19 protein-coding genes and 1 pseudogene are annotated in these 25,499 nt (G+C 39.7%); 14 read left to right on the top strand and 6 right to left on the bottom strand.

The genetic code is table 11. The annotated features are described in order from the left end of the window. Positions 1 to 31: 31 nt before the first annotated feature. The 3 genes from AB4027_RS10790 to AB4027_RS10780 are packed head-to-tail and all read left to right on the top strand — an operon-like array spanning position 32 to position 8,199. Positions 32 to 2,836 carry a hypothetical protein gene (locus tag AB4027_RS10790; RefSeq protein ID WP_368645336.1) on the top strand — a complete coding sequence of 935 codons (2,805 nt, stop codon included), beginning with the start codon at positions 32 to 34 and terminating at the stop codon, positions 2,834 to 2,836. Continuing rightward, complete coding sequence (locus tag AB4027_RS10785) at positions 2,837 to 7,594, top strand: DEAD/DEAH box helicase (protein WP_368645335.1); 4,758 nt, start codon at positions 2,837 to 2,839, stop codon at positions 7,592 to 7,594. 56 nt (positions 7,595 to 7,650) lie between these two features. Then, entirely contained in the window at positions 7,651 to 8,199 is a 549-nt protein-coding gene (locus AB4027_RS10780; protein WP_368645334.1) for a DUF1456 family protein, read from the top strand. A 90-nt stretch (positions 8,200 to 8,289) separates the two neighbouring features. Here AB4027_RS10780 and AB4027_RS10775 read toward each other — a convergent pair. Further along, positions 8,290 to 9,401: pseudogene (locus AB4027_RS10775) on the bottom strand (cation:proton antiporter). Positions 9,402 to 9,817: 416 nt separating this feature from the next. Beyond that, on the bottom strand, positions 9,818 to 10,618 hold the full coding sequence (locus AB4027_RS10770) for a formate/nitrite transporter family protein (protein WP_368645333.1): 801 nt from the start codon (positions 10,616 to 10,618) through the stop codon (positions 9,818 to 9,820). A gap of 252 nt (positions 10,619 to 10,870) precedes the next feature. Between AB4027_RS10770 and AB4027_RS10765 the strand changes: the two genes are divergently transcribed. The 3 genes from AB4027_RS10765 (at position 10,871) to AB4027_RS10755 (ending at position 14,984) form a co-directional block, all read left to right on the top strand. Continuing rightward, positions 10,871 to 11,398 carry a DUF1456 family protein gene (locus AB4027_RS10765; RefSeq protein ID WP_368645332.1) on the top strand — a complete coding sequence of 176 codons (528 nt, stop codon included), beginning with the start codon at positions 10,871 to 10,873 and terminating at the stop codon, positions 11,396 to 11,398. Positions 11,399 to 11,796: 398 nt separating this feature from the next. Next, entirely contained in the window at positions 11,797 to 12,756 is a 960-nt protein-coding gene (locus AB4027_RS10760) for a magnesium transporter CorA family protein (RefSeq protein WP_368645331.1), read from the top strand. 527 nt (positions 12,757 to 13,283) lie between these two features. After that, on the top strand, positions 13,284 to 14,984 hold the full coding sequence (locus AB4027_RS10755; RefSeq protein WP_368645330.1) for a peptidoglycan DD-metalloendopeptidase family protein: 1,701 nt from the start codon (positions 13,284 to 13,286) through the stop codon (positions 14,982 to 14,984). 723 nt (positions 14,985 to 15,707) lie between these two features. Here AB4027_RS10755 and AB4027_RS10750 read toward each other — a convergent pair. Continuing rightward, complete coding sequence (locus tag AB4027_RS10750) at positions 15,708 to 16,175, bottom strand: threonine/serine exporter family protein (RefSeq protein WP_368645329.1); 468 nt, start codon at positions 16,173 to 16,175, stop codon at positions 15,708 to 15,710. Positions 16,176 to 16,196: 21 nt separating this feature from the next. Beyond that, positions 16,197 to 16,955, bottom strand: coding sequence for a threonine/serine exporter family protein (locus AB4027_RS10745; protein WP_091490336.1), 759 nt, complete (start codon positions 16,953 to 16,955; stop codon positions 16,197 to 16,199). Positions 16,956 to 17,120: 165 nt separating this feature from the next. Here AB4027_RS10745 and AB4027_RS10740 point away from each other — a divergent pair, with 165 nt between their 5' ends. The 6 genes from AB4027_RS10740 (at position 17,121) to AB4027_RS10715 (ending at position 21,370) form a co-directional block, all read left to right on the top strand. Further along, a complete protein-coding gene (locus tag AB4027_RS10740; protein ID WP_368645328.1) occupies positions 17,121 to 17,558 on the top strand; it encodes a DUF1801 domain-containing protein in 438 nt (145 codons plus the stop codon). A gap of 138 nt (positions 17,559 to 17,696) precedes the next feature. Next, complete coding sequence (locus AB4027_RS10735; RefSeq protein WP_368645327.1) at positions 17,697 to 19,046, top strand: D-serine ammonia-lyase; 1,350 nt, start codon at positions 17,697 to 17,699, stop codon at positions 19,044 to 19,046. Positions 19,047 to 19,190: 144 nt separating this feature from the next. Next, a complete protein-coding gene (locus AB4027_RS10730; protein ID WP_368645326.1) occupies positions 19,191 to 19,688 on the top strand; it encodes a hypothetical protein in 498 nt (165 codons plus the stop codon). A 211-nt stretch (positions 19,689 to 19,899) separates the two neighbouring features. Beyond that, a complete protein-coding gene (locus tag AB4027_RS10725) occupies positions 19,900 to 20,562 on the top strand; it encodes an undecaprenyl diphosphate synthase family protein (protein ID WP_368645325.1) in 663 nt (220 codons plus the stop codon). A 73-nt stretch (positions 20,563 to 20,635) separates the two neighbouring features. Then, positions 20,636 to 21,190 carry a guanylate kinase gene (locus AB4027_RS10720; protein ID WP_368645324.1) on the top strand — a complete coding sequence of 185 codons (555 nt, stop codon included), beginning with the start codon at positions 20,636 to 20,638 and terminating at the stop codon, positions 21,188 to 21,190. A gap of 12 nt (positions 21,191 to 21,202) precedes the next feature. After that, complete coding sequence (locus AB4027_RS10715; RefSeq protein WP_177165560.1) at positions 21,203 to 21,370, top strand: hypothetical protein; 168 nt, start codon at positions 21,203 to 21,205, stop codon at positions 21,368 to 21,370. Positions 21,371 to 21,421: 51 nt separating this feature from the next. On the opposite strand, the gene guaC is transcribed toward AB4027_RS10715, so the two are convergent. After that, complete coding sequence (guaC, locus tag AB4027_RS10710) at positions 21,422 to 22,453, bottom strand: GMP reductase (RefSeq protein ID WP_091489886.1); 1,032 nt, start codon at positions 22,451 to 22,453, stop codon at positions 21,422 to 21,424. A gap of 200 nt (positions 22,454 to 22,653) precedes the next feature. Between guaC and AB4027_RS10705 the strand changes: the two genes are divergently transcribed. Next, the gene (locus AB4027_RS10705; RefSeq protein ID WP_368645323.1) at positions 22,654 to 23,361 is read left to right on the top strand and encodes a phosphatase PAP2 family protein; all 708 of its coding nucleotides are present in this window, start codon (positions 22,654 to 22,656) and stop codon (positions 23,359 to 23,361) included. A gap of 329 nt (positions 23,362 to 23,690) precedes the next feature. On the opposite strand, the gene AB4027_RS10700 is transcribed toward AB4027_RS10705, so the two are convergent. Then, entirely contained in the window at positions 23,691 to 24,824 is a 1,134-nt protein-coding gene (locus AB4027_RS10700; RefSeq protein ID WP_368645322.1) for an NAD(P)/FAD-dependent oxidoreductase, read from the bottom strand. A 145-nt stretch (positions 24,825 to 24,969) separates the two neighbouring features. Here AB4027_RS10700 and AB4027_RS10695 point away from each other — a divergent pair, with 145 nt between their 5' ends. Then, positions 24,970 to 25,323, top strand: a complete 354-nt coding sequence (locus AB4027_RS10695) for a hypothetical protein (RefSeq protein WP_368645321.1) — start codon at positions 24,970 to 24,972, stop codon at positions 25,321 to 25,323. Positions 25,324 to 25,499 lie beyond the last annotated feature (176 nt).

The raw sequence follows: 25,499 nt of genomic DNA, 5'->3' as shown, positions 1-25,499 counted from the left end.
ATATACATACTATTTTCTGGAGGTGAATGGGTTGGCATTTCCTGAACACTTAAGATACTTAGAACTTCTTATAGAGGAAGGTATTGAAAAAGAAGGGGACGAGTTCCTAATAGGAGCTCTGAATTTAAGTGACGTTCAATATTTTGATGTACTCGATTTTGCGCGTGCTTTGATAAAGAAAGAAAAATTATTATATAAAGTTGAAGCAAATATGATTATCTCTGTGGCCTTAGTCTTTTTTGCCATTAATGATTATAGAGGTAAACAATTCTGGGAAGAATTCTCCAAAAGAATTGATGCAGATGAATTATATGTACAGAAAATCTGTAAAGAAGCAATAGAAAGCTTTTGTGAATCACGTCAATTGTACTTTCATATTGGGCATATGAATAAAGGTTACGTCACTACTATTTTAACTCATGCTATTATCACTGAATCTAGTGTTGATAAGTTTCTGGAATTTCTAGAGGATATCTATTTCAAAGATTTGGAAGAAACCTATGATGAAGAAGAGGTTCAGCAATTAGTCGAATACATGCATAAACTTTTCTCGAGATATATTGAGGATGAAGATATTCATATTGATTTTCAGGGATCTAAAATGACAATTGCCAGACAACAGCTTCCCAAATCTTTCAGGATTGCCTTTGTACGAGCTGCTGGTCTCGTGGCGCCAGTTATAGAGAAATATTTGTATTATATTAATGAATTAAATTATAGTCAGAAGATTGTATATAATTTTATGCCGAGATTCGACTATTATTTCATGAAATATGAAAAACTGCGTCCTAAAATCACCTTTAATACTGATCAAAAGCGAGAAGAGAAGAAAGAGTACATTAAACGGTTCAGCGTGGCGCACATGAGTCTGAACGATGGAAAACTTTGTCTTGAAGTCCCCAAGCAAATTATAGATAGTGATTATGTAAGCGATTCAATCTATCTCGAGGTATACTCGAATGAATCACTTCTTGCAAGAAAAGAACTGTCATTAATAAAGAATCGGTTGTTCTTCAAGACGGATTCCGAGAAAATCGAATTATCAAGCTTCCATGCTGATCTCAGATATGAAATAACAACTCGATCACGGAAGATATACGATTCACGTGATTTGTTAACCAGAGAATTCCTCATCTTTAATATAGAAGGAGTAGAGGTCAGTCCTAGCAGAATTCAAGACAAGGATTATAGAATTGTAACTAGAACAAATACTAAACTCGAAGTAGAAAATGGTGAAACGACATCTCGTCTAAACTCTGAATACAAAATCCATACAGTTTATTTAAAAAGTGATTCATTGTTAAAAATCGATCAGTGGATGATAAAGCCGAATGCGCAAGACTTTAAAACCGAAGTAAGCATACAAAATAAATACCCCAATATTCGCATGAAGTTAGAAGATGAATATTCTCTATACTCTCAGATACCAACAATAAGATTAGTCATACCACCTGAGAAAAAATTATCAGATTACGCTTTTTCAGTCAATGAAAATAACTATTCTTTAGAAAGTTGCTGTAAAGCATCTTATTCTAATATCTTGAATGGATCGAATGCGCTTATGGCTGTTGTCACTATATCAACTGAATTACTCAGAGAAGCAACACCCTACTCGATAATGATCAGAGAGAAAGGTAATTATAAACCGATTATTTCAGAGAAATTGGTTGTCATTCCAGGCATTGAATATGCTTTTGATCAAACCTATTATTATAAGAAAGAAGAAGCTCTTCTCAAAGAATTTAAGACAGGTAATCATTTGGAAATCAAGGAAAAGTTACCTATTAAAATTAAGCTCAAACATAACGCAATAGCCAGCTTAACTCTGGTGAATAATATTGGAGAGAAAATGAAGATAACTATTGATCTTCCATATTTAGAATGGGACTTAAGTGGCTACCATTCTAGCCATCACGTAACTGATATTTGGTATAACAAGGTCTCTGATCAGAATTTAAAGGTGTCTTACTACAAACCGATTACCCAACTGCGTTTACTGGATAGTAAGAGTCACTACAAGGTAAATGGTAGAGTCGATAATCAGACAACGTTATTTGATTTGCATGATTATACCTATGTAAAAAGAGATGAGCCATTGACTTTGGGCGTTATTGTAGAGGGTAAGAAAGAAAAGATAGCAACAATACATTATCATCCAAAAATAAAGAACTTTGCAGCAAGTTATTATCCACCTAAAAATGGAATAAGTGGATTATTCGTGGAAGGTTATTTTATTGGAGAAGGCGACTTAAAAGTAGTTCTGAAAAATAAGCAAACATCAAAAGTATTAAGAAAATACGAGCTGAGAGATGAATTAAGTGTAGTAGATCATGAGCTTGAACTAGACTATGGGTTATACACTATTGAAGTTTATTTGATTGAAGAAGATGATTTCTTTGGCCAAGGATCTACTGAGCAGCTTTTAGCTAAAAAAGAACTCCTTGTCGGGGACCCCTTGTTGGTAGTAACAAAGAATAAAGTTGCTAAAGTAAATAAATGCAAAACATATCATGGGAATTATACGCTAGATAATTTTCACCTTCAAAATTTCCGGTTTTCTAAAAGGGAAGGCTATTACGAGGCAGATGGATTTTATTATATTAAAGATTGGGATACAAAAGAATTGAGAAAGTGGTATTTTTCTAGGTACAATCCTTTCTTAATTAAGGTTGCTGAAGCGACTTCTTCAATGTTCGAACTGGAGATTGAGGACAAAGAGGGTGATGGATTATATTATGATATAAAATCCAAGCATGTTAACCCGAAACATCACGAAAAAGAAGAATATATAAGAGTTATTGATACCATTACAGTAGAAATCAGTGAGGTGTTATAAATGAGTTTAGATCCTATCGTAGCATCTAAAAATATCGTAGACAAGTATCTGAGATATATGGAAACAACTTTTTTTATAAATGACAAGGATTATATGGACCAATTTACTAAACAAATCAACAAACCTAAGCACTTTGCTAAAGGCCCTTATTTGGATTTTTCTGATTCCTTTGAATTTGGTACAAGTATTAGTTCGATGATAGACGAAGGTATATTAAGCAACGAGTTCAAAAAAATGTATGGCAACCAGAAAAATCAAGGCTTGCTCAGTAGAAAACTGTATAAACATCAAGAGCTTGCTATTAGAAAACTAAATGAAGATAAAAATATTGTTGTAACAACAGGAACAGGATCGGGTAAAACAGAAGCTTTTTTGCTTCCCATAATCAATCATTTAATGAGAGAAAAAGAGCAAGGTTCGTTAACGGATGGCGTGAGAGCATTAATCGTTTATCCAATGAATGCTTTGGCAAATGATCAGATGAAAAGAATGCGTGAAATGCTTAATGACTATCCGGATATTTCTTTTGGTGCGTACACAGGAGAAACAGAAAAAGAGGATACAGCAGCTTATCATAAATATCTATCATTAAATGATAATCAGAAGCCTTTAAGTAATGAACGCATATCCAGGAATCAGATGAAAGAACGTCCGCCACACATATTTATTACTAACTATGCAATGCTCGAGTATCTTCTGTTACGTCCAGATGATAATGTGTTTTTCCATGGAGAGAAATCAAAGTCATGGAAATATATAGTACTTGATGAGGCACATACCTATACTGGTGCTACCGGAATTGAAGTGTCTATGCTTATGAGAAGGTTGATTAATACTCTGCAGACCACTAAAGAAATTAGATTCATTTTGACCAGTGCGACACTGGGAGATGAAGGAGACAATGAAAATATTAAGCAGTTTGCTTCTGCACTTTGTGCCGGCCAGCTCTTTAACACTGATAGCATAGTCAGAGCTATACGATTCTCAGATTTTAAATCATCAGAAGGCTATAGATATCCTTCACATATCTATAAAGAATTATTGGAAGTAACTAATCATCCTGGTGGAATGAACACTCTCATCAATAATATCCAAAGTTACAATCCTAACTTTAATACGAAGTCAAAAGAAATGAATGAAATTATTTATGATTTTATTCTAAGTGATGCACTCTATTATGAAATGCGCAATATTCTAAATAAAGATCCAGTTACTATCAATAAAATCAGTGAGACATTGGGAATTAATGAATTAGATATTGTGTCTTTTGTCTCTCTTGCTAGGAAAGCTGGAAAAAACAATATATCACTATTAGATGCACGCTATCATATGTTTGTACGTTCGTTAGAAGGTGCATTCATTACAGTTGGAAAACATAAAGACTTGACGATAATACCTAGAGATAAGACTTTTATTAACGGTGAAGAGTTTGTAAGTTATAAAATTACAGTGTGTAAACATTGTGGGGAGATCTATATTCCAGGAACTATTGAGAACGATTATTTAAAACAAAGTAAATCTGAAGATATGGCTAAAGAATACTATCTAGTCGCAAACACTAACAAACTAGACGTGGATGAAAGTGATATTAATGAAGATCAATATTATACATTGTGCGGGCAATGTGGAAAAATCGAAAAGAAAAACTTGGTGAATAGTGTAGGCTGTAGCTGTCATGAAGAAAACTTAGTGGATGTTATCCAAGTAGAGACTAATAAAAATATGCTGCATAAATGCGTAGCCTGTAATACCAGTAGTACTCGCGGTCCGATCGTTAGGGGCTTTTACATTGGGCAGGAAGCTGCCGCTAGTGTCATAGGGTCAAGTTTATATGAAGAAATCCCATCAAAAATAGAAGAAATTAAAGATGAAGAAGAATTATTGGACAATGATTTTTTTGGATTTGAAAGTGTTGAAGAAACGAGAAAATCAACAGTTAATACTTTCGCTCAAAATAAACAACTTTTAGTCTTTTCAGATAGTCGTCAAGAGGCTGCCTACTTTGCCAGTTATTTTGATTTTACGTACAACAACATCCTCCGCCGACGTTTACTTGTCGAAGCGTTAACTGTATTAGGAGAAGCCGCTCCAGAGAGTGGTATCGAAATAATAAAACTTGTTAATAAACTGGCAGCTTTATTTGAGCATCAGAATGTTTTAGAACAGGATCAGGATTCATTGAAAGAAGCATGGAAAACAGTTTTATATGAGATTTCAAGCAGCGATAGAAATAGTTTAGAGAATTTAGGACTAGTATCTTTCCAATTTAAAGATATGAACCTACCGCAACTTGGAGAAGTCATAGGAGAAGATGCAGATACCTTATTAAGAGTTCTCGCAAATAGCTTCAAGCGAGACTGTAAGATTGAATTTCCGTACTCTAAAGAAATGCTGAAAGCAGATAAAGAATATTATCTGTACAATGGTCTCGAATCTACCATGTCTTTATCTGTTGATCCTAAGGATAGAAAACATTCTTGGAGAAAGTCTTGGATCTCGGCTAAATATATGAACTCTAGAATGGAGTTCTTATCTAAAGTTTTGGATACAGATGATAGAGAAAAAATTAATAACTATTTGGAAAAGATTTGGCAGTTGCTAGTGAATAAAGAAATAATAGCTGCAAAACGATCAAACGAGTATGTTATGAATGTTGAAAACTTAGTAGCTAAACCGTCCAATTCTTTTGATGTGAAGTGGTATACGTGTGATAAGTGCGGGAAGCTCACCGTCAACAATATCGATAACCATTGCTCAACATATAGATGCTATGGAAAACTTAGAGAATGTAATGTGGAAAAAATGTTTGAAACTAATCATTATCGTAAACAGTATCTAAACCTAGATATTTATCCTTTGAGAATTAAAGAACATACTGCTCAGTTAAGCTCTGAGAAAGCTAAACGTTATCAGGAAATGTTTATTAAGAATGAGATCAACGTTTTAAGCTGTTCAACTACTTTTGAAATGGGAGTTGATGTTGGAGACTTGGAAACGGTATTCATGAAAAATATGCCCCCGTCACCCTCTAATTATGCTCAGCGAGCAGGTCGAGCGGGTCGAAGAAAAGAATCAGCTGCTTATTCATTAACATTTTCAAGACTATCTTCTCACGATTTAAATTTTTATAGGAAACCAGAATTGATGATTAAAGGGAAAATCCGGCCTCCAAAATTTAAAGTAGAGAATGAAAAGATAGTTAAACGGCATATGAATGCAGCTGTTATTTCAGCCTACTGGAAAAAGTATCCTGAGCGATACAAAAATGTAGAACTGTTTTTCGATGAAGATAACTTCAGAGATTTAATCACCTTTATTAATCAGTTACCGTTGGATGTTGAAAGATATATTAGAGATTCTTTACCAGACTCTTTAAAAAACAAAACAGAAAACTGGTTAACACAACTACAGTCTTCAGAAGGAATATTATTCAGAGAATATAATGAATTTAAGAATGAAATAATAGAGATAGAAGATTTAAGACTAGCAGCGATTGAGAAAATGAAAGGTGAATTTAAAAGAAATTATGATGTGAATAACTTAACTCACTACGCTGACAAGTTAAAAAGCGAAAACATAACATCCTTTTTATCTAAAAAGAATATTATTCCTAAATATGGATTCCCAGTTGACACAGTTGAACTAGTGACTTCACTGGACTCAAATGCGATTAAAAATTATAGTAAATCCAATAATTTAAGATTGCAGAGGGATTTAATGATGGCTATATCAGAGTATGCTCCAGGTTCTGAAGTAATCGCGGATGGAAATTTGTATAAAAGTCAATATATAAAGAAACCCTCCGGACAGAACAAAGTCTGGGATTTATATGACTTTGGCATTTGCACTAATCCTATGTGCGGACATGTGAATATTAAAAAACATTATACAAGCACTTACGGTGATGAATTAGGAAACTGTGAAATTTGTGATACAGTTGTGTACAAAGAAAATACTTTTATTATCCCAGAATATGGATTTATAATCAGTCCTCAAGTAACCAAATCGACGATTAAAAAACCGGAGAAGACTTATAAGAGTGAAATATATTATGTGGGGGACAAACAAGAGATCACAGAAAATGACTCATCCTACTTTAAGTTTAATAATAACGATATTAAGATTAAATCAACTTCCAATGATGAGCTTGTAGTTATTAATAAATCGAATTTTTTTGTTTGCGATTCTTGCGGGTATGCAACAAAAAATGATGAAATGCACCATGAACACTTTTTCGATGAAAAGAAACCGCACAAAACCCCATTTGGAAGAGAATGTTCGAATACAAAGTTATATAGACGTACCTTGGGACATAAGTTTAAAACAGATGTAGCTAATATCTCCTTTGGGCAATTTATAGATTTTAAAGAGGCATTATCTATTCTATATGCATTACTGGAGGGTGTGAGCAAGCAGCTAGGAATTGAACGCAATGATATATCTGGAACGGTACACTACGATAAAATCAAAACTGGTGAATGGGATACTAGCTTTATTTTGTTTGATGTTGTTCCCGGCGGAGCAGGTCATGTTAGAAGGTTAGGCAAAGCGAATGAAGAACACTTTAGAGAAGTTCTGAATAAATCATTTGAGGTTGTTAATCAGTGTGATTGTGGTGAAGGTTCAAATGGTGAAGCAGCCTGTTATAGCTGTTTGTGTAATTACTATAATCAAAAGCATCATGATATACTAAAGAGAAAATATGCGATTGATTTCTTCAACGATATATTGGTTAATTCCTCTATTTCTATAGTTTAAACTTTATTTTCCATTCATCATCATTCCCGGTATACTATATGAAGAATAGAGCTAGTATGCATGAAGCATATCAGGAAGGTGCTGAAAGAACGAATAATAATGACCGATTAGTGCGGCTGCGGTACGCGCTGGATTTAAAGGATTCAGAAATGGTAGAGGTCTTCAATCTGGGGGAGGCGGATGTTTCTCTTGGGGATGTAAGATACCTGCTGTCCAAACAGGATGAGCGGGATGAGGAAGAGGACGATTTTACAGAAAATGTGTACCGAAAAGAATGTACCAATCGTTTGTTTGAATCCTTTCTCAACGGACTGATCGTCTACAAGAGAGGCCGTCAGACTTCAAAAACAGGTGAGCCTGTAAAAATGACGTATGCCTTGAAGTATGATAAGGATGTCAATAATATCTTGCTGAAGAAAGTGAAAGTGGCCATGAAACTTACGAATGAAGATATCCTCGATATTTTGGATGAGACCGGTGTTCATATCTCTAAAAGTGAATTAAGTGCTGTCTTGAGAAAAGAGGATCACCGCAATTATCAGGAATGCGGCGACCGGTATGCACGGAATTTTCTTAAGGGGCTTGCACTCTCATACAGAGGCTGATCTGGGGTAATTGAGCCAGTAGATTTCTGAAGGATAGTTAACAAATACAAGTAAACTCTAGTATCAGCTGGATCGCACTAAATGACTGCATCATTTAGCGTGATCCTTTTTTTGCAGTAGATGCGATAGAGGATAAACACCAAGACTTTGAAAGACGAAAGAAAAAAGTATGGTCAGAAAAGCGACTGATATCAAGAACGTATTCTGACCAACGCTCGTATTTTCTGTCCAGAGGAGAAGGACGATGGACATTGCCCCTTTTATACCTGACCAGGCAAGAAGGAAAAGTACCGAGAAAAAATGAAGAAACTTTTTCTTCCATTTAGGTACAAACATAAGCGTACTGCCTAAAACTAAAAAGCGTGCCAGAATAGAAAGTGTGAAAAAGATAAAAGCCGATAACCATAGTATGGGATTCCATATTTGAATATACGGGACAGATTGGATGCCAATAAAAAGAAACAGGACGGAAGTCAGTAAAGGATCGATTACGTTCCAGAAACCTCCCAAAGCTTTCCGGAAGTTATCTTCTTTCTTGTCATTTTTCGAAAAAGTAAATGATAAGAGTATGCCGGCTACCACGGTTGCCAGAACACCGGATGCATCTACCAGTTCTGCCAGTGCAAATCCGCCATAGGCAATCAGAATACTCAACATGACATGATATTCATGATGAGACGTAATGTGGATCGCCTGACTGAGTACCCAGCCAAAAACCAGGCCAACGCCTATCCCACCAAAAGATACATAGGTAAAATTTTCAAAAAACTGAAGAGGTGAAAATGACTGACCGGATTGGACCATTGAAAGAAGAATAGTGAAAATAACAATACTGGTCCCGTCATTTATCAATGATTCTCCTTCGACTATATTAGCAATCTCCTCGGCTCCTGAACTTTTTTTAAAATAGAGACGACCGAAACAGGGTCAGTAGGAACAAGGATCGCTGCAAGAAGAAGGGAAACATTCCATGCTAAAGGTTCAAAAAAAGAAGAAATCCAGTAAATGCCTGTTGCCAGCAGGAATAGTGTTGCAAGCATTCCTGCGGTGCTGAAAGTTAAAATCAGCCCAGCATTTTGCTTTAATGCATGTATGGAAAACTTGTAGGCCGAGACGAATAAAAGTCCTGGAATAAATATTTCATACAATAGGTCTCGTGAGACAGAAAAATGAGAGAATAGCGGCAGGAAAGAAAGCCCCATACCTACGAGGACTAACACTACCGGTACAGGAAAAAATTTTATTGACATCAATAGTATAAACAACCACACTGACGAGTAGTAGTACTAGAATCTGCTGAAGAACAACCATAATAAATACACCTTGCTTTCATAGGAATATATGTTCCTTTAATGTATAGAATAGCAAAGAAAACAGCAGAATCATAGAGAAGAGTCTTTTGCAGTCTTACGGATTTTCCCTGTACAGAACCATAAAGAGAAAAAAACTGTCCACCTTAATTTGATACTGCTCATTAAACAACGTTCTTGTCCGTTTCAAATCAGTTCAGTCAAAGTTTAAAAAGAAAAAGCGAAGGAACCAGTTTAAAGGTTCCTTCGCTTTTTAAACATTATTTATGGCTGGTATTTTTTGTGTTGAAAGCTTAAAAGGTGCCTGATCAGTCTTGATACACATGACTACGACGGTTAAGCCATGAATAGGTCAGACCTATAACGAGGCCTCCACCAACGAAATTTCCTAAGCCGGTAAGTAAAAAGTTCATCCCGACAGTATAAACATTCATACCGGTAACTGCTCCAGCTGCTGCAAAATAAGCAAGAGGGAATGAAGAAAAATTAGCGATAAGGTGCTCAAATCCTAAGAAGGCGAAAATGAAGATGATGAAGATCATGGCAATGACCTTACCGGCATCGTCTTTCATTCTAATCGTACTGAATACAGCTGTATTCACAATGATGTTTGCAAATATACCTTCAGTGAATATTTGTAAAGGGGTTTTAGCTAATTTACCTTCTATTGCCTTGAATAAGAAGTGATCAGCAGGCAAGTCCTGAAAAATAGAAGTTAGAGAAACCAGGTAACTTGATATGATCCCACCAATAAAATTAAACAGCAGACAGGTGAACAAAAGAATAAGTGCATTTTTAACTGTTAAGTATTTTCTGTGTACCGCCACAGTTGTATACATCATATTAGATGTACCCAGTTCTGCATTCATATAAATAATCATGACCAGAGACCAGCTGAACATAAATGAATATAAAAATTTTCCGGAACCCGGAATTGCTTTTTCAGCATATTGAGCTGTAATGACAGCGATAGCAGTGCCTAATGTTAAAAATAGTGTGGCAAGCATAGCACGGGCACCATACCCTAGTTTACTGACCTCAAACAACTGTTTTTTCTTTTCAATACTCTTTTCAATACTGTAAAAGAGACCTTGATAATTTGCATCCATGAACATTCCATCCTTTTTGTTAGGTTTTACACAATATTTACATCATACACCTTTCAGTTCATTTTGAAAATGAAAATCAGTATTATTTTCAAAAAAAATTATGACAAAAAAGACACATATGAGCTATCTTTTAATTGGTTCCGTTTTCCTCTATAAAAGGATAGATAACTTCTTTAGATTACAGCCCGTTACCGGTATACTAGACGAAGAAATGACTAATTAACTGGTACAGATCAGAAAGGTGTAAAAATCATGAATAATAACGACCGACTGGTGCGGCTGAGGTATGCACTGGATTTAAAAGATGCAGAATTGGTAGAGATTTTCAAGCTTGGAGAAAAGGAACTCTCTCTAGGAGATGTAAGGTATCTGCTTTCGAAACAAGAAGAGAAAGATTCTCCCGAAGATGAAGAAAACAGTTTTTCAGAGAATCTATATCGAAAGGAATGTACCAATCGGACATTTGAAGCATTCCTGAATGGACTGATCGTTTATAAAAGAGGCCGACAGCTGTCCAAAACAGGTGAACCTGTCAAAATGACGTACACCTTGAAACACGATAAAGACGTCAATAATATCTTGCTTAAGAAAGTGAAAGTAGCTTTGAAGCTGACAAATGAAGATGTTTTGGATATCCTTGAAGATGCCGATGTCTTTATTTCTAAAAGTGAGTTGAGTGCCGTTTTGAGAAAAGAAGACCACCGTAACTATCAGGAATGTGGCGACCGGTATGCGCGTAATTTCCTGAAAGGTTTGGCATTGAGAGAAAGATTGGACTAAACAGTAAAACACCCCTTTATTTCAGACAGAGATAAAGGGGTGTTTTACTGTTTAGTTGATTCCTTCTTTTAATAAGAAAGAGAGTGAAACGGGTCTTGCTGATCGAATAGAAAGACCTTACTGGCAGCAATGATTGATTCTAGAGGAAAGACAGTGAGATATAAGCAATGATTTATGTCAAAAAATAGTAACTCGTGCTTATCTTCCTGGGCGCTTGAAATGCGACAGAAAAAACGAAGAAGTGATGACTACTGAAAAACATTCCTGCCGTATGAGCTGTGGATCTTTGCGGCAAGACAGTTTAATATCTATTATACGTAATCTGTTATAAACTGAATATATGCTTTGAGCGTGCTTAATGAATGAAGGACTGTTTCACATGATTGGAGGGGAACCTGTTGATAGAGGCATATCGTACAAATGATCAAGGGAAAGTTGTTGAAGTAAACGAAGCCGGGACCAGACCGCCGGAGTGGTTGCATATTACTAAAGCAGATAGAGAAGAAATGAAAGGAATTGCGCAGAAGTATGCATTCCCGCTTGATTATTTGACAAGCGCATTTGATCCAGACGAAGTATCCAGGTCTGAAAATCTTGAAAAATCTGATAAGGATCGTCCAAGTTTACTGGTTTTACTTTATCCGATCAGAATAGAGAATAAAGATGAACTGGAATTTGTGACGCGGGCGCTATCTATCATTCTGACAGACAAACTGCTGATCACTGCTAGTGAAAAGACCCCACCAGTTATTGAAGAAATCATCAGGAACAAGCGCCAGCATCCTGTTAGAATTAAGAACCACACGGATTTTGTTCTGACAGTATCTGAATATATTGCCAGAGAATATATTCAGTGCCTAAAAGAAATCAATCGTGAGACAAGTAAACTGGAAGCCAATATAAAAAAATCCAGCAAGTCAGACAGTCTTTTCAAACTGATGAAACTGCAGAAAAGTATTGTATATTTCGATATCGCAATCGAAACGAATCATACTATATTTGAAGAACTGCGAGGAGCTGAACGTTATATAAAGATGGAAGAAAACAATGAAACGTTGCGGAATGTCAGTGTAGAAATGAATCAGGCCAAAAAAATGATCCGGCAAACGCATGAGCTTCTGGAAGACATCAGTGATACCTTCTCATCACTTATTTCTAATAATTTAAACAGGACCGTGCAGTTTCTGACGACGATTACGATTATTCTGACTATCCCGACCATTATTAGCTCGATGTGGGGAATGAATGTCCCTGTTCCATTTGAAAAGGTGAGCGACGGCTTCTGGATCATGTCGGCTATTATCCTGCTTCTTACCGGTCTGATAGCATATGGTTTGAAGAAGAGAGATTTCTTTTAAAGAAACCTTTGAACGGTAGAAAAAATAGAAGATCAATCGCTATAAATGAAAGCGCTTCATACTTTTAGGTGAATGCAGTTTAAAATAATAATCATTATCAAGAAGATAGACAGGACCTGTGAGAAGAACCCTGCTTAATCCAATGACAAGGGCAGCGGTTACTAGCCAAATTTTTTTAACTTGAAGATATTGTCTATGGAAGTAATCATAAGGTGAAAATCAGTAGTAATAATATGAGAAAGGTAGAGTTCTTCTGCAGGCGATTTTCTGTGGATATGTTATAGTCCGTTCATGCATTATCACTAAACTGATTTTGATTGTTTGATATAATACGTTTCACTGAAACGGATGGAACGTGTTAATCTTGTCTAAAATTTGTCTAAAATCAAGTGTAATATAACTGTAATCCACTATAGATTCTATAATTTCGGTAGGAGTGTTACTATAGGTCTACGTTAAAAATTAAAAAATTACTTTTATAGAGCTTATCGAATCGCAAAAGACAAAGACATAATGGAGGAAATCACTTGAAGAAGAAATTGATCGTGGGACTTGTTTCCTCAATGCTGTTGACGACCGCTGCACCGATGTTAGACAGTGTTGTTCAAGCAGAGGAATCCTTAGAAGAATTACAAAAAGAAAAAGAAAAGATCGAAAATCGTTCAGAAGAGTTAGGTTCAGTGATTGAAGAAACTGAATCAGAAATGAACAGTTTGGAACTGGAAAGACAAGAATTGGAAGCAAACATCCAGTCTCTTCAGATAACGATCCAGGAATTGACAGAAGATGTTGAAAAACAGGAAGGTCTCCTGTCAGAAAAAAATAAAGAGATCGACAAATTAAATGAAGAAATCGCAAACCTAACTGAAGCGATCGAACTGCGTAATGAAAAACTAATGACTCAAGCACGTGCGACACAGACTAAATGGAACCCGACGAATATCATACATATGATTATTTCGGCTGAAGACATTTCAGATTTAATTAGTCGAATGGGTGTTATCACTACATTAGTATCAGCAAATCAGACAGTGATCGAAGATCAGCGTCGCGACCAGGAAGCCCTTGTGGAAGCTGAATCAAAAGTACAGCTGGAGAAAGAACAAGCTGAAATATTATTAGCTGAAGTTAAAGCAAATCGTGAAGAACTGACGGTTCAGCAGGCTGAACTTGATGATGAAATCATGTATGTGGCTGAACGCTACCAGATGAATTCTGCTGAAAAAGACCAGTTCGTCAGTGAACAATTTGAACTCGCTCAGGAAACGATGGCCCTGAACGCCGATATCAAAGCAGAAGAAGAGCGTATCGCTGAAGAAAAACGTTTAGAAGAAGAACGTATTGCTGAAGAGAAGCGTCAGGAAGCATTGCGTATCGCTGAAGAGAAACGTCTGGAAGAAGAACGTATTGCAAGAGAAAAACGCGAAGAGGAAGAGCGCATCGCAAGAGAAGAACGTCTTGCTGAAGAAAAAGCCAAAGAAGAAGCAGCAGCTAAGGCAGCAGCAGCAGAAGAAGCCGCTGTACTGGCTGCTCAAAAACGTAAAGAAGAAGCAGCACAAAAAGATCAGGCAGAAAAAGAGGCATCAGAACGCGCAGCAGCTGAACGACGTCGTGAAGAACAGCGTCAGGAAGAAGAAGCTGCAGCTCAAGCACGAGCAGAAGAAAAGGCACGTGCTGAAGAAAGAGCAAGAGAAAAAGCGAGAGCCGAGGAGAGAGCAAGAGAAAAAGCAAGAGCCGAAGCTCAAGCCGAAGCTGAACGTAAAGCCGAAGCGGAACGTAAAGCAGCTGCAGCGGCAAAAGCTCAGCAAGAAAAAGAACAGGCTCAAGCATCAACCTCTTCAAACAGCGGATGGCTGCGACCTGCAAGTGGATATTTCAGTTCCAGCTATGGCTACCGTACTCACCCAGTGACCGGGGCTCGCGGATCATTCCATAATGGTCTTGATATTGCCGGTGGCGGACCGATCAGAGCAACACGTGCAGGTACGGTTGCAGCCGCTTCGTACTCAGGTACCTATGGCTATAGAGTGATCATCGACCATGGTGATGGATACAGAACATTGTATGCACACATGCAGCCCGGTTTGAATGTCTCTGTAGGACAAAGAGTCTCTCAAGGACAGCAACTAGGAATTATGGGCACGACTGGTCGTTCAACAGGTGTTCACTTACACTTTATTGTTTATAAAAATGGTAGAACTGTGAATCCGATAGATTACATTAGATAAGTAGAATATAGACTAAGAAAGAGGGTAGGACTTTTTGTCCCACCCTCTTTCCTGCGTTTAATCAAGTTAAAGCATTCTTCCAGCGGTATTATGACCAGTTGGTGCCGCAGTTTCTCAGGAAGTGGCTGCAAAAACTGTTTAGTGACAAGTTTAGGCTGAGATTTTACAGGAAGTAGTCTCAAAAGCTGTTTAGTGACAAGTTTAGGCTGAGATTTTACAGGAAGTAGTCTCAAAAGCTGTTTAGTGACAAGTTTATGCAGTGATTCTTCAGGAAGTGGTCACAAAAGCCGTTTAGTGACAAGTTTATGCTGTGATTTTACAGGAAGTAGTCTCAATCCCCTTATAGTGACAAGTTGATGCAGGATTCCACTAGGAAGTGGTGTCATGCAGCGAAATCATTCATTTGAATGTCCTCATTCTCGAACAGTTTTAAAAGAGCAAAAAAGGGCGGGAGTTTTTGTCCCGCCCTCCTTTCCGATCAGTTCCGATCAGTTTTGGAAACATGTTCTAAAAATTAGATCCGCCAATTATTTTATCAGAGCTGCTATGTCTTTGATCATTTATAGTTATGTTAACGCGTAACTTGCCCCAGTAGGATGCAAAGTGGCTGGGATCAATCTAGTGCATAGTCACTCCAATTGTCTTTACCGATACGGGCTGAAAATGTCTTGCCCCATTGCTTTTTCGTACGTGTGATTTCTGACTACACATATCAACTGTCTGCTAAGGAAGGTAACGCTTGTCTCTTTTATTAAAGGCTCGGCTGGAGAAGATTTGAAATAGCCCACTATTAAGAGATAGTCCTAAAGCGATGGCCCCCGATACTAAAAAGGTCTCTGTGCCGAATCTCAATGCTGCCTCTGAATTCCCTTCGATAAACGCGCGCATCATGTTATAAGCAGATCCGCCGGGAACGAGAGGGATGATTGCAGGAACAGTAAAAACAATGACAGGCATTCTATAGCGCCTGGCAAACCATTGACTCAGAAAGGCAATGAGAAACGAGGCTGCTCCGGCTCCAATAAAGAGAACTAGCTCAAACTGGAAAGCGATGATATAGTAAACGAGCCATCCAACGGCACCAGAAATACTGGAAGCGAACAGCGTACGGGTCGGAACGTTGTACATGACCCCAAATCCAAATGCAGCGATAAAAGCAGCTAAAAGATACGTGAGATAAGTTAAAGTCACAGTAGTCTGACTCCTTTCTTTTTATAAGAATGCGAGAACGATCGCTATACCGATCCCGATCGCACCGGCCGTGATCAATGCCTTAGCAAGGACGGCCACACCGGCAAGTAAATGACCAGCCATCAGATCTCTGAAACTGTTTGTAATAGCCATGCCGGGGACAAGCGACATTACACTGCCAATAATAATGACATTGAGATCCTGGCCAAATCCAAGAGTGATAAACAAGACTGCTAGAAGACCAATGAAAAATGAAGCGATCATTTCAGCAAAGAAGCTGACATTGGTCCAGTTGTTCACAACTTCATATAAGTAATGTCCTAATCCGCCGGCAATAAAAGCCGGGAGGACCTCCATGAAGGACCCGCCGAATAAAAGAGTAAAGCCGCCGCAGGCTAGAGCCATGGCTCCATTTCTCTGCAGACGAGTAAAATTCGTAGGGGTGTTTTTGATATTCGTCAGTTTATCTCTGACCTTTTTTGGAGGGAGATTTTTTTTAGCCAACTGTCTTGAGAGATCATTGACCATGGAAACTTTTTCCAGATTGGTATTTCTGTCATTCATACGCAGTAATTCGGTATGATCCAATCCGTCATTACCCTGAACTGTAATAATCAGAGCGGTAGGAACAACAAAGACGTTAATATTCTCAAGATGATAACTTTTAGCTATGCGGTAGAGTGTGTCCTCCACGCGGTAGGTTTCTGCGCCGTTTTCCAGCATGACTCTTCCAGCTTCAACACAGATATCCATAATTTCTGCTACAGGGTACTGCTGCATTCCTATCACTCCTCAAGAAACGTTCAATACGCTTAGTATAACGATTATTTCAGCCAATTGCTAATGGATTATTAGTCGACAAGCAACCTCTTTATCTGAAAGATCAGACGATATGGTAAACTGGAAGTAGTATCAAGAAAGAAACTGAACTGGGGGAGAGCCATCATGTACAAATTGAAAACACAGCCGACTGATGAAAGTGTGGTCGCCTTTATCGAATCAGTTGAAAATCCTAAAAAGCGTGAGGATGCCTTTCAACTGCTGGATATTTTTTCGGAAACAACTGGGATGGAACCTAAGATGTGGGGAGAAAGCATCATCGGTTATGGGGCTTATCATTATAAATACGAATCCGGACATGAAGGGGACGCAATGCTGGTCGGATTTTCACCGCGGAAAGTACGGTTTAGTCTGTATTTTGCAACAGGTAACGAAAAGCGTCAGGAACTGTTAAGGGATTTCGGCAAGCATAAAACCGGTAAAGCCTGTGTGTATGTCAATAAACTGGATGACATCGATACGGATGTTTTGAAGAAACTGATCAATCAGTCCATCAGCTATTTAACAGAAGTATACGGCGAAGAAAATATCACCAGGAAGTGAATTTTTAGAACAAAGATGCTAAAGATTATCTTCTGATTAGAAGGCCCTTTCATTCATTTTTCTGCTTTGTTTAGTATGCTATAATGATAACGCTGAACAGGAGATAGAAGTCGATCAAATAAAGAAAGGGAGACAGTGATGACAGATAAAAACATAGTTGAAATGATTGAACAGACACCCTTATTGAAGAATATAAAAAAAGGGGAAGAGGTTTTCTGGAAGAATACCATGGCGCTGCCGGCAGAAGAAGCGACAGCTCAAACCAAGTACTCCAAAGCTGATATCCTTGATGCGGAAGCGCGTCTGCAGCGTTTCGCCGCTTTTATCCGAGTGGCTTTTCCGGAGACAGAAGAAACAGCCGGCATTATTGAATCGCCTTTATCAGAGATAACGGAAATGAAAAACTATCTGGATGAAGCAATGGATGAAGACTTAGACGGACGTCTCTGGTTGAAACGCGATGATCTGCTTCCGATTTCAGGTACCATTAAAGCCAGAGGAGCGATTTATGAAGTACTCAAACATGCGGAAACATTGGCATTGGAGCATGGGCTGCTTAAGAATACGGATGAGGATTATGCAGTTTTCGCGAGTGACGAATTCAAATCCTTTTTCTCAAAACATAATATTACTGTAGGAACCACAGGAAATCTGGGTATCAGTGTCGGGACGATGGGACGTAAGTTAGGTTTTGAAGTCACCGTGCATATGTCAGTCGAAGCCAAACGCTGGAAAAAGGAATACTTAAGAAATATCGGTGTGGAAGTGATCGAACATGATACCGACTTCTCCAAAGCTGTTGAAAATGGTCGTGCGCAATCTGAAGCAGATCCGAACAGCTACTTTGTGGATGATGAGCATTCTGTAGAACTGTTTTTGGGTTACACGGCGGGCGGCTTACGCATGAAAGTACAGTTGGATATAGCAGGTATCCAGGTCGATGAAGATCATCCGCTGTTCGTCTATCTTCCCTGCGGTATCGGCGGCTCACCCGGCGGCATCACATTCGGACTCAAGCAAGCCTTTGGTGATCATGTCCACTGTTTCTTCGCTGAACCGACAAAAATGCCAAGCATGATGGTCGGTTTACTGAGTCAGAAATTCGATGAAGTCTCTGTCTTTGATTTAGGTTTAGGTGGTTTGACCGTCGCGGACGGACTGGCTGTTCCAAGAACGTCCGGTTTAGTGGCTAAGCTGATGCGCACTTTCTTTAGTGGTGGCTACACGGTGGATGATGACGTCTTTAAAGCTCTGTTATCAAGATTATACGGAATAGAAGGCATCTTCCTTGAACCGGCTGCAGTTGCCGGGATCGTTGGTCCGTATCGTCTGATGCAGTCCGAAGACGGTCAGGCTTACCTTCGTGAAAAAGGACTGACCGACAAAATGGATCAGGCGACACATATTGCCTGGGCGACCGGCGGCTCCATGGTCCCTGCGAAAGACCGCGAAGAGTTTCTCTTCGACGCAAAATCTTACACATTATAAAAAGAAACACGGAAAGAATAGTCATGACTGCCATGGCTATTCTTTTTTTTAGGAGATCGGCACTCGCGATCGTTTGGTTTACTTTGGAAAAACAGCCGAAACAGGACGCTGCATCTTATAGGGAATACTCAAGCAGGTGTTGTGGTGAGTACGCTGAATGAAGGGCACAATGGACGCGCTCAAATGTATTTTTCTGTGAGTACGTCCAATGAACGGATCAAAGGCATTACTCAAGCCAATGACATGGTGAGTACGCTGAATGAAGCTCACAATGGACGTGCTCAAATGTATTTATCTATGAGTACGTCCAATGAACGGATCAAAGGCACTGCTCAAGCCCATTATGGGGTGAGTACGCTGAATGAAGCTCACAATGAACGCGCTCAAATGGATTTCTCTGTGAGTACGTCGAATGAACGGATCAAAGGCATTACTCAAGCAAATGACAAGGTGAGTACGCTGAATGAAGCTCACAATGGCCGTGCGCAAATGTATTTTTCTGTGAGTACGTCCAATGAACGGATCAAAGGTATTACTCAAGCAAATGACAAGGTGAGTACGGTGAATGAAGCTCACAATGGCCGTGTGCAAATGGATTTCTCTGTGAGTACGTCGAATGAACGCTTAAGATACTTATGTTAAGCGCAATCTCCGTTATTTGATTGATTAAAAGCCAGGAAAGACTTTTATCCCCCTTCCTTTGCCATTGAAAAGGGAACAAGCGGCAATGGAAAAACTATTTTGAATTCAATTGCAACGATTTAGTTGATGAATAGTGGTAAAAAACGGTATGATAATACTAACAAAGCTTACGCGATTTTTGAGTTTATTTGAGAAGGAGATTAGTATACGTATGAAAAAATACAAACGTTTACCTAAACATATTGGTGTTATCCCAGACGGCAATAGACGCTGGGCGGTCACAAAAGGCTTAAAGAAGCATGACGGATACGATCACGGTATTGGACCTGGCATGAAACTGTATGAAGCTTGTCTGGAACTCGGTGTGGAAGAAATGACTTACTATGGTTTCACGATGGACAATGTCAAGCGCCCGTCCCTTCAAACCAAAGCCTTTCAGAAAGCCTGTGTCGATTCAGTCAATGCCTTGAAGGAAAAAGATGCCGATCTTCTAGTCCTGGGCAATACAGATTCCAAAGTGTTTCCAAAAGAGCTTCTGCCTTATGCCAACAAGCGTACAAAATTCGGTGAAGGCAAAATGAAAGTCAACTTTTTGGTCAATTACGGCTGGAACTGGGATCTGAACTATGCATTAAAAGAGAATGGGGATAACCCGTCAACGGATATCACAGAAACAATGGCCTCTCGAGATGTGTCCCGTATGGATCTGATTTTAAGATGGGGTGGACGTCGCCGGTTGAGTGGGTTCTTACCTGTCCAGTCTATTTATTCGGATATTTATGTCTTTGATGATTTATGGCCGGATTATAAAGAAGACCACCTGCACAAAGCCCTTTCGTGGTATCAGGAAACGGATGTCACTTTAGGCGGTTAAAATCAAGTGAAAGACGAACGATGGTTTTTATACAAAGGAACTACAAATTAGTGATAAAGAAAGCAGGGGAGTTATGAGCGGAAAACGGATCATTGTACTCGTAGGTCCAAGCGGCAGCGGGAAAACGACGTTAGGGGAAGAACTTTCCAAAAAGGGCTATCCCAAACTTGTCACGACGACTACGCGTAAACCACGCCATGGTGAAACGGATGGTATCGATTATTATTTCAGAAGTGCAGAAGACTTGGATCCGGATGATTTTGTGGAACAGACGGTCTATAATGACAGGCTCTACGGTTTGACTAAAGCGGAAGTTCGTGAAGCGTTGATCCATCACCCGCTTGTCCACGTGTCTCTGGATAGAAACGGCGCAAAAGCCATGAAGGCTGTGTATCCCGAAGAAACGTTCGTGGTCTTTGTCTATGTTTCCGAAGAAGAAATGGAAAAAAGGATGAAGGCGCGAGGGGACAAGGAGAATAAAATAGCTGAGCGGATAAGGTTCAGTCAGTCTACCGATGAACTGAAGCCGCCTGAAGAAGCCGATCTCGTTATTGAAAACAAGACAGTTGAAGACAGTGTGGAAAGAATAGTGAACGCTGTTGCCGAAATCAATCAAAAGACTGAGTGAGAAGGGTAGACTATGGATATTGATCCGAAAACGATCGTTACAGTCCCGTTTTTTACGCTAGTCATTTATCTGCTCTTGAGTCTCGTTATCGATATGCCGTTTTGGACGATCTTTATTGCGTTATTTATTGCATTCTTGTATATCATCATCGTTATTATCGTTGAGCTGTTTAAAAAATAAAAAAACACGATCTCCCGTTTAGACGAGAGATCGTGTTTTCTATATAATCAGTTAACCGTTAAAGTTACTTGAAGCAAAACTGTCGGGGACATCGATGCCGCTCGCATTATAATTATCACCGTTCATGATGGAATTTTTGACGATAACGTAGTCCACTTTTCTCAATGCTTCGATATCATTACCGCCGGCATAAGAAATAGAAGACTGAAGATCCTGCTGCATTTCAAGCAGGGTGTCTGAAATATCGCCTTTATATTCCGTCAGCATTTTTTTGCCTTCAACATTTTTTCGTTCGCCTTTTTGGTGAGAAGACGCGCTGCCGAAGTATTCTTTGTAGACAGTCCCGTTGACTTCGATCATTTTACCCGGAGACTGTTCATGCCCGGCTAGCATTGATCCGATCATAACCATGGTCGCGCCGAAACGGATGGATTTTGCAATGTCGCCGTGTGTACGGATACCGCCATCTGCGATCAGCGGTTTTCTTGCCGCTTTAGAACAGGACGAAAGTGCCGCCAGCTGCCATCCACCGGTACCAAAGCCGGTTTTGAGTTTGGTTGTACATACTTTTCCGGGACCGATGCCTACTTTTGTCGCGTCAGCTCCGGCATTTTCCAGTTCACGCACAGCTTCCGGCGTACCGACGTTTCCGGCGATCAGGAAGGTCTGTGGCATATATTTTTTCACATGTTTGATCATATCGATGACCTGGTCTGAATGACCGTGGGCCACATCGATCGTTATATAATCAGGAACAAGGTTTTCCTCGTCCAATTCTCTTACAAAATCGTATTCATAGTCCTTCACACCTAAACTGATTGAGGTGATCAGCTGTTTTTCTTTCATTTTTTTAATGAAACCTTTTCTGTCATCTTCTTCAAAACGGTGCATGATGTAAAAATAATTATTTTCAGCTAACCAGACGGCAAGCTCATCATCGATGACCGTCTGCATATTCGCCGGTACGACAGGCAGCGCAAAGGTATGTTTGCCAAGCGTTACCCGGGTGTCACACTCCGAACGACTGCGGACGATAGATTTGGCTGGGATCAGTTGTATATCTTCATAATCAAATACTTTCATTTCATACTCCTCTATTTTACTGTCTTTAATGACATATTTTGGGAGAAAATGGTTCTCTGATGTTAGAGTTTCCCTGTCTTACTTTACAGAATTCGTTTCTGTAAGTCAAAGGGAGAAACGTGAAATCAATGCATATGATTTGATATTTTTATGAAAAATAGGGAAGATTACAGTAACGACATATCTGAGGAGATTAGATTATGGATGATATAAAAGAATTTTTAATTAAACACTTTGGCAGACCGAGACGACTTTTTATGCTGGGACTGGTCATGACGATCCCGTTTATTTTACTGGCATGGATGAGTTTCTATGACTGGGGGTTTGTGGGCACACTCGATGAGATGATCGGGGCTGAATTCTATGATGAAAGAGAGTCACTTCTGAATACTTTCTTTATTTTCATTACTCGGCTTGGTGACGGCTGGTTCATTGCCCTCCTGACTCTGGCAGTTTCAGGTTATACTGGTTTTTATAAGAAAAATAAGCAGATTGCCTGGTGGTATTTCATCACGGTCAGTGTCGGAGCCGGCGTGATGAATCAGGTCGTTAAATATATTTTCCAGCGTGAACGACCGACTGATTTTGAACCGCTGATCGAACAGGGCGGCTATTCTTTCCCAAGCGGCCATGCGATGGGATCGATGATCGCCTACGGTGCGCTGCTCTTTCTGATTATCCGAACGTACTCGAAATGGAAAGTGATTTTGCCTTCTATCATTGTCATCATTCCGCTGATTGCTTTGATCGGAATCAGCCGTATCTATCTGGGCGTACATTATCCGTCTGATATCATCGGCGGCTATTCACTGGGGCTTGCGGTCCTTTCCGTCAGTCTGGGTATCTACAGCCTCTACCTGACGAAGAAGGAAATAAGGAATCCAGTCGACACAACAGGCCAGGAATAAGGCAATCCCTTGCAGAGAGATAGAAATTCTCTCCGCAAGGGATTTTTGTGTCCTATTTTTATATGATAGCTATGAGCATGTCAATGTACTGAAAATGATGGCTGCCCAGTTCAGTCTTTTTTCAGTGGTTAAAACGAATCAAACTTAAATGAACCGTACGATACCTAAAGAAAGCCCCCAAAAGAAGCCGCCTATAAGTGATAGAACCATGACAACTCACCCAATGACTGTACCCGCATGAGTTGACTTTAATATATAGTGCTTCGGGGGCTGCTCTTTCTCAAATTATGCCGTATATCCTTGCCTGGACAAATCGTTGTTTCATCGGACTAGTCCTGTTTCTTGATGTACTTACCGATAGGATAATCCTCTAGCGATAGAAGGGGTTCTTTATGCAGGATGAGGTCAGCTAGACACTTACCGACTAAGGGGCCGGCTGTCAGACCAGTGGAACCTAGACCGCTTGCGGCAACGACATTCGGCAGCTCCGGGACTTTCCCCATAAAGGGTGAGAAATCAGACGTATACGCCCGTGTCCCCGACCGGTAGGAAGTGATAGAGGAGGTGCTGAAATAATGAGAAAAGGTTTCTGATGCTTCTTTGATCATGGAAGTCAAGGCTGTTCTTTCTATTTCCAAATCAAAACCCTTATCATTTTCATGGGTGGCACCGATAACGACTGTCCCATTTTCAAAAGGCGTGATGTCTTTTTCACCTTCAGGCATGACGACTGGCCAGTTCTGCGTATCGTATCCGTCGAAGGTCACTTCCACCAGCTGGCCTTTCTGCGGACGAATATCTATATCATATCCTAAAGGTTCTAAAAGTTCAGGCAGCCAGGCTGCGACGGCCAGGATGACAGCATCCACGTGCTCTGTTTCGCTTTCTGAAACAACAGCGTACATTTTCCTATCCTGTTCGACTGAGACGCGCTCACGCTTCAAAACAGCCCCGTTACTGACGGCTTTACTTAAAAGCAGCTCCACCAGTTTTTCACCGTCTACACGTGCGCCGCCTGAAGCATACAGGGCGGACTTGTTTTTAGTATAAATGGGAATCATCTCTTTGATTTTTTGTGGAGGCAGAATGGTCAGTTCTCCGATCTCAGGCGCGTCTTCCCGCCGTTTCAGCCCGATTTCAAGCAGCTCCTCAAGCTGTTTATCTTTCTGCTTGAAGAGAAGGGTCCCGACGCGTTTGTATACGCTTGATGGTACGGGTTCGCCGTCCATGACTTCTGAAAGAAAATCAGGATAGAAAGCGGCGCCCGCTTTCACCATGTTGTACCACTTTTTGTTGCGGCGTTTGGACAGCCAGGGACTGATGATCCCGGCTGCGGCCGATGTCCCCTGACCTATGCCTTCGTCGTAGATAGTCAGGTCGATATCTGTTTCTTTACTCAGTATATAGGCAGCTGAGGCTCCGACCACGCCGGCACCGATAACTGCTACTTTCTTTCTCTTCATAATTTCTGCACCTCTTTTTTCAGTTATCTACTATTTTAACACGGATCGGAGGGGAATGATTAAATGAATGATTGACAGGATGAAATCTTTTACCTAAAGTTAGAGTAACAACTGAAGGGAGAAACCTTCTGAAGGAGAGTGAACCGTGGCTATTTTAACCCCTTTTGTCATCTTGTTTTCATTAGGTATCATCGTCCTGCAGGTCTTGGGCATTGTAAAGGCAGCTCAAAAAAACTATGCTTCGACTTTTGTAACGATGTACCGGGGACTCAACGTCGCCGCTTTACTGAAGGGAAAAGAACCGGAAGATGAGCGGATAAAGAGTCTTATCATACTAAACAGCAGTGTGAATATGTTACTGATTTTGGCACTGGTCTATCTGTATTTCTCTCAAGGTGTGACTGGTGACCATGTACTGGTCATCGCCCTGGGAACCTTGCTGATCAATTTCCTGACACAAAAGCTGGTCGACTGGCGCATCACGAAAATCATTAAATAGTCGGCGGGATTTTAGGCGCTGCAAAACGAGCGGTATACTTTTTTTAAAAAAGTTGAGAAATAATCCTTGACGAACGATAAATGGCCGTGTAGTATGAGAATCACATTAGAAAACAACGAAGGAGAGGTTCGCATGTATACACAATCTGTTAGCTCAGTACAACTGAATAATGCTTG

The organism is Alkalibacterium putridalgicola (genome assembly GCF_040959045.1).
GTDB classification, from domain to species: Bacteria; Bacillota; Bacilli; order Lactobacillales; family Carnobacteriaceae_A; genus Alkalibacterium; species Alkalibacterium putridalgicola.
The sequence above is the reverse complement of the archived record's forward strand: the minus strand, read 5'-3'. Positions and strand labels throughout refer to the sequence as shown.

Bases quoted from the DNA above. Each gene is read 5' to 3' on its own strand.
- AB4027_RS10745 (WP_091490336.1), bottom strand. From the start codon at position 16,955: ATGCAGCAGTACCCTGTAGCAGAAATTATGGATATCTGTGTTGAAGCT.
- AB4027_RS10715 (WP_177165560.1), top strand. From the start codon at position 21,203: ATGGATATTGATCCGAAAACGATCGTTACAGTCCCGTTTTTTACGCTA.
- AB4027_RS10740 (WP_368645328.1), top strand. From the start codon at position 17,121: ATGTACAAATTGAAAACACAGCCGACTGATGAAAGTGTGGTCGCCTTT.
- AB4027_RS10785 (WP_368645335.1), top strand. From the start codon at position 2,837: ATGAGTTTAGATCCTATCGTAGCATCTAAAAATATCGTAGACAAGTAT.
- AB4027_RS10765 (WP_368645332.1), top strand. From the start codon at position 10,871: ATGAATAATAACGACCGACTGGTGCGGCTGAGGTATGCACTGGATTTA.
- AB4027_RS10735 (WP_368645327.1), top strand. From the start codon at position 17,697: ATGACAGATAAAAACATAGTTGAAATGATTGAACAGACACCCTTATTG.
- AB4027_RS10720 (WP_368645324.1), top strand. From the start codon at position 20,636: ATGAGCGGAAAACGGATCATTGTACTCGTAGGTCCAAGCGGCAGCGGG.
- AB4027_RS10780 (WP_368645334.1), top strand. From the start codon at position 7,651: ATGCATGAAGCATATCAGGAAGGTGCTGAAAGAACGAATAATAATGAC.
- AB4027_RS10770 (WP_368645333.1), bottom strand. From the start codon at position 10,618: ATGGATGCAAATTATCAAGGTCTCTTTTACAGTATTGAAAAGAGTATT.
- AB4027_RS10725 (WP_368645325.1), top strand. From the start codon at position 19,900: ATGAAAAAATACAAACGTTTACCTAAACATATTGGTGTTATCCCAGAC.
- AB4027_RS10700 (WP_368645322.1), bottom strand. From the start codon at position 24,824: ATGAAGAGAAAGAAAGTAGCAGTTATCGGTGCCGGCGTGGTCGGAGCC.
- AB4027_RS10705 (WP_368645323.1), top strand. From the start codon at position 22,654: ATGGATGATATAAAAGAATTTTTAATTAAACACTTTGGCAGACCGAGA.
- guaC (WP_091489886.1), bottom strand. From the start codon at position 22,453: ATGAAAGTATTTGATTATGAAGATATACAACTGATCCCAGCCAAATCT.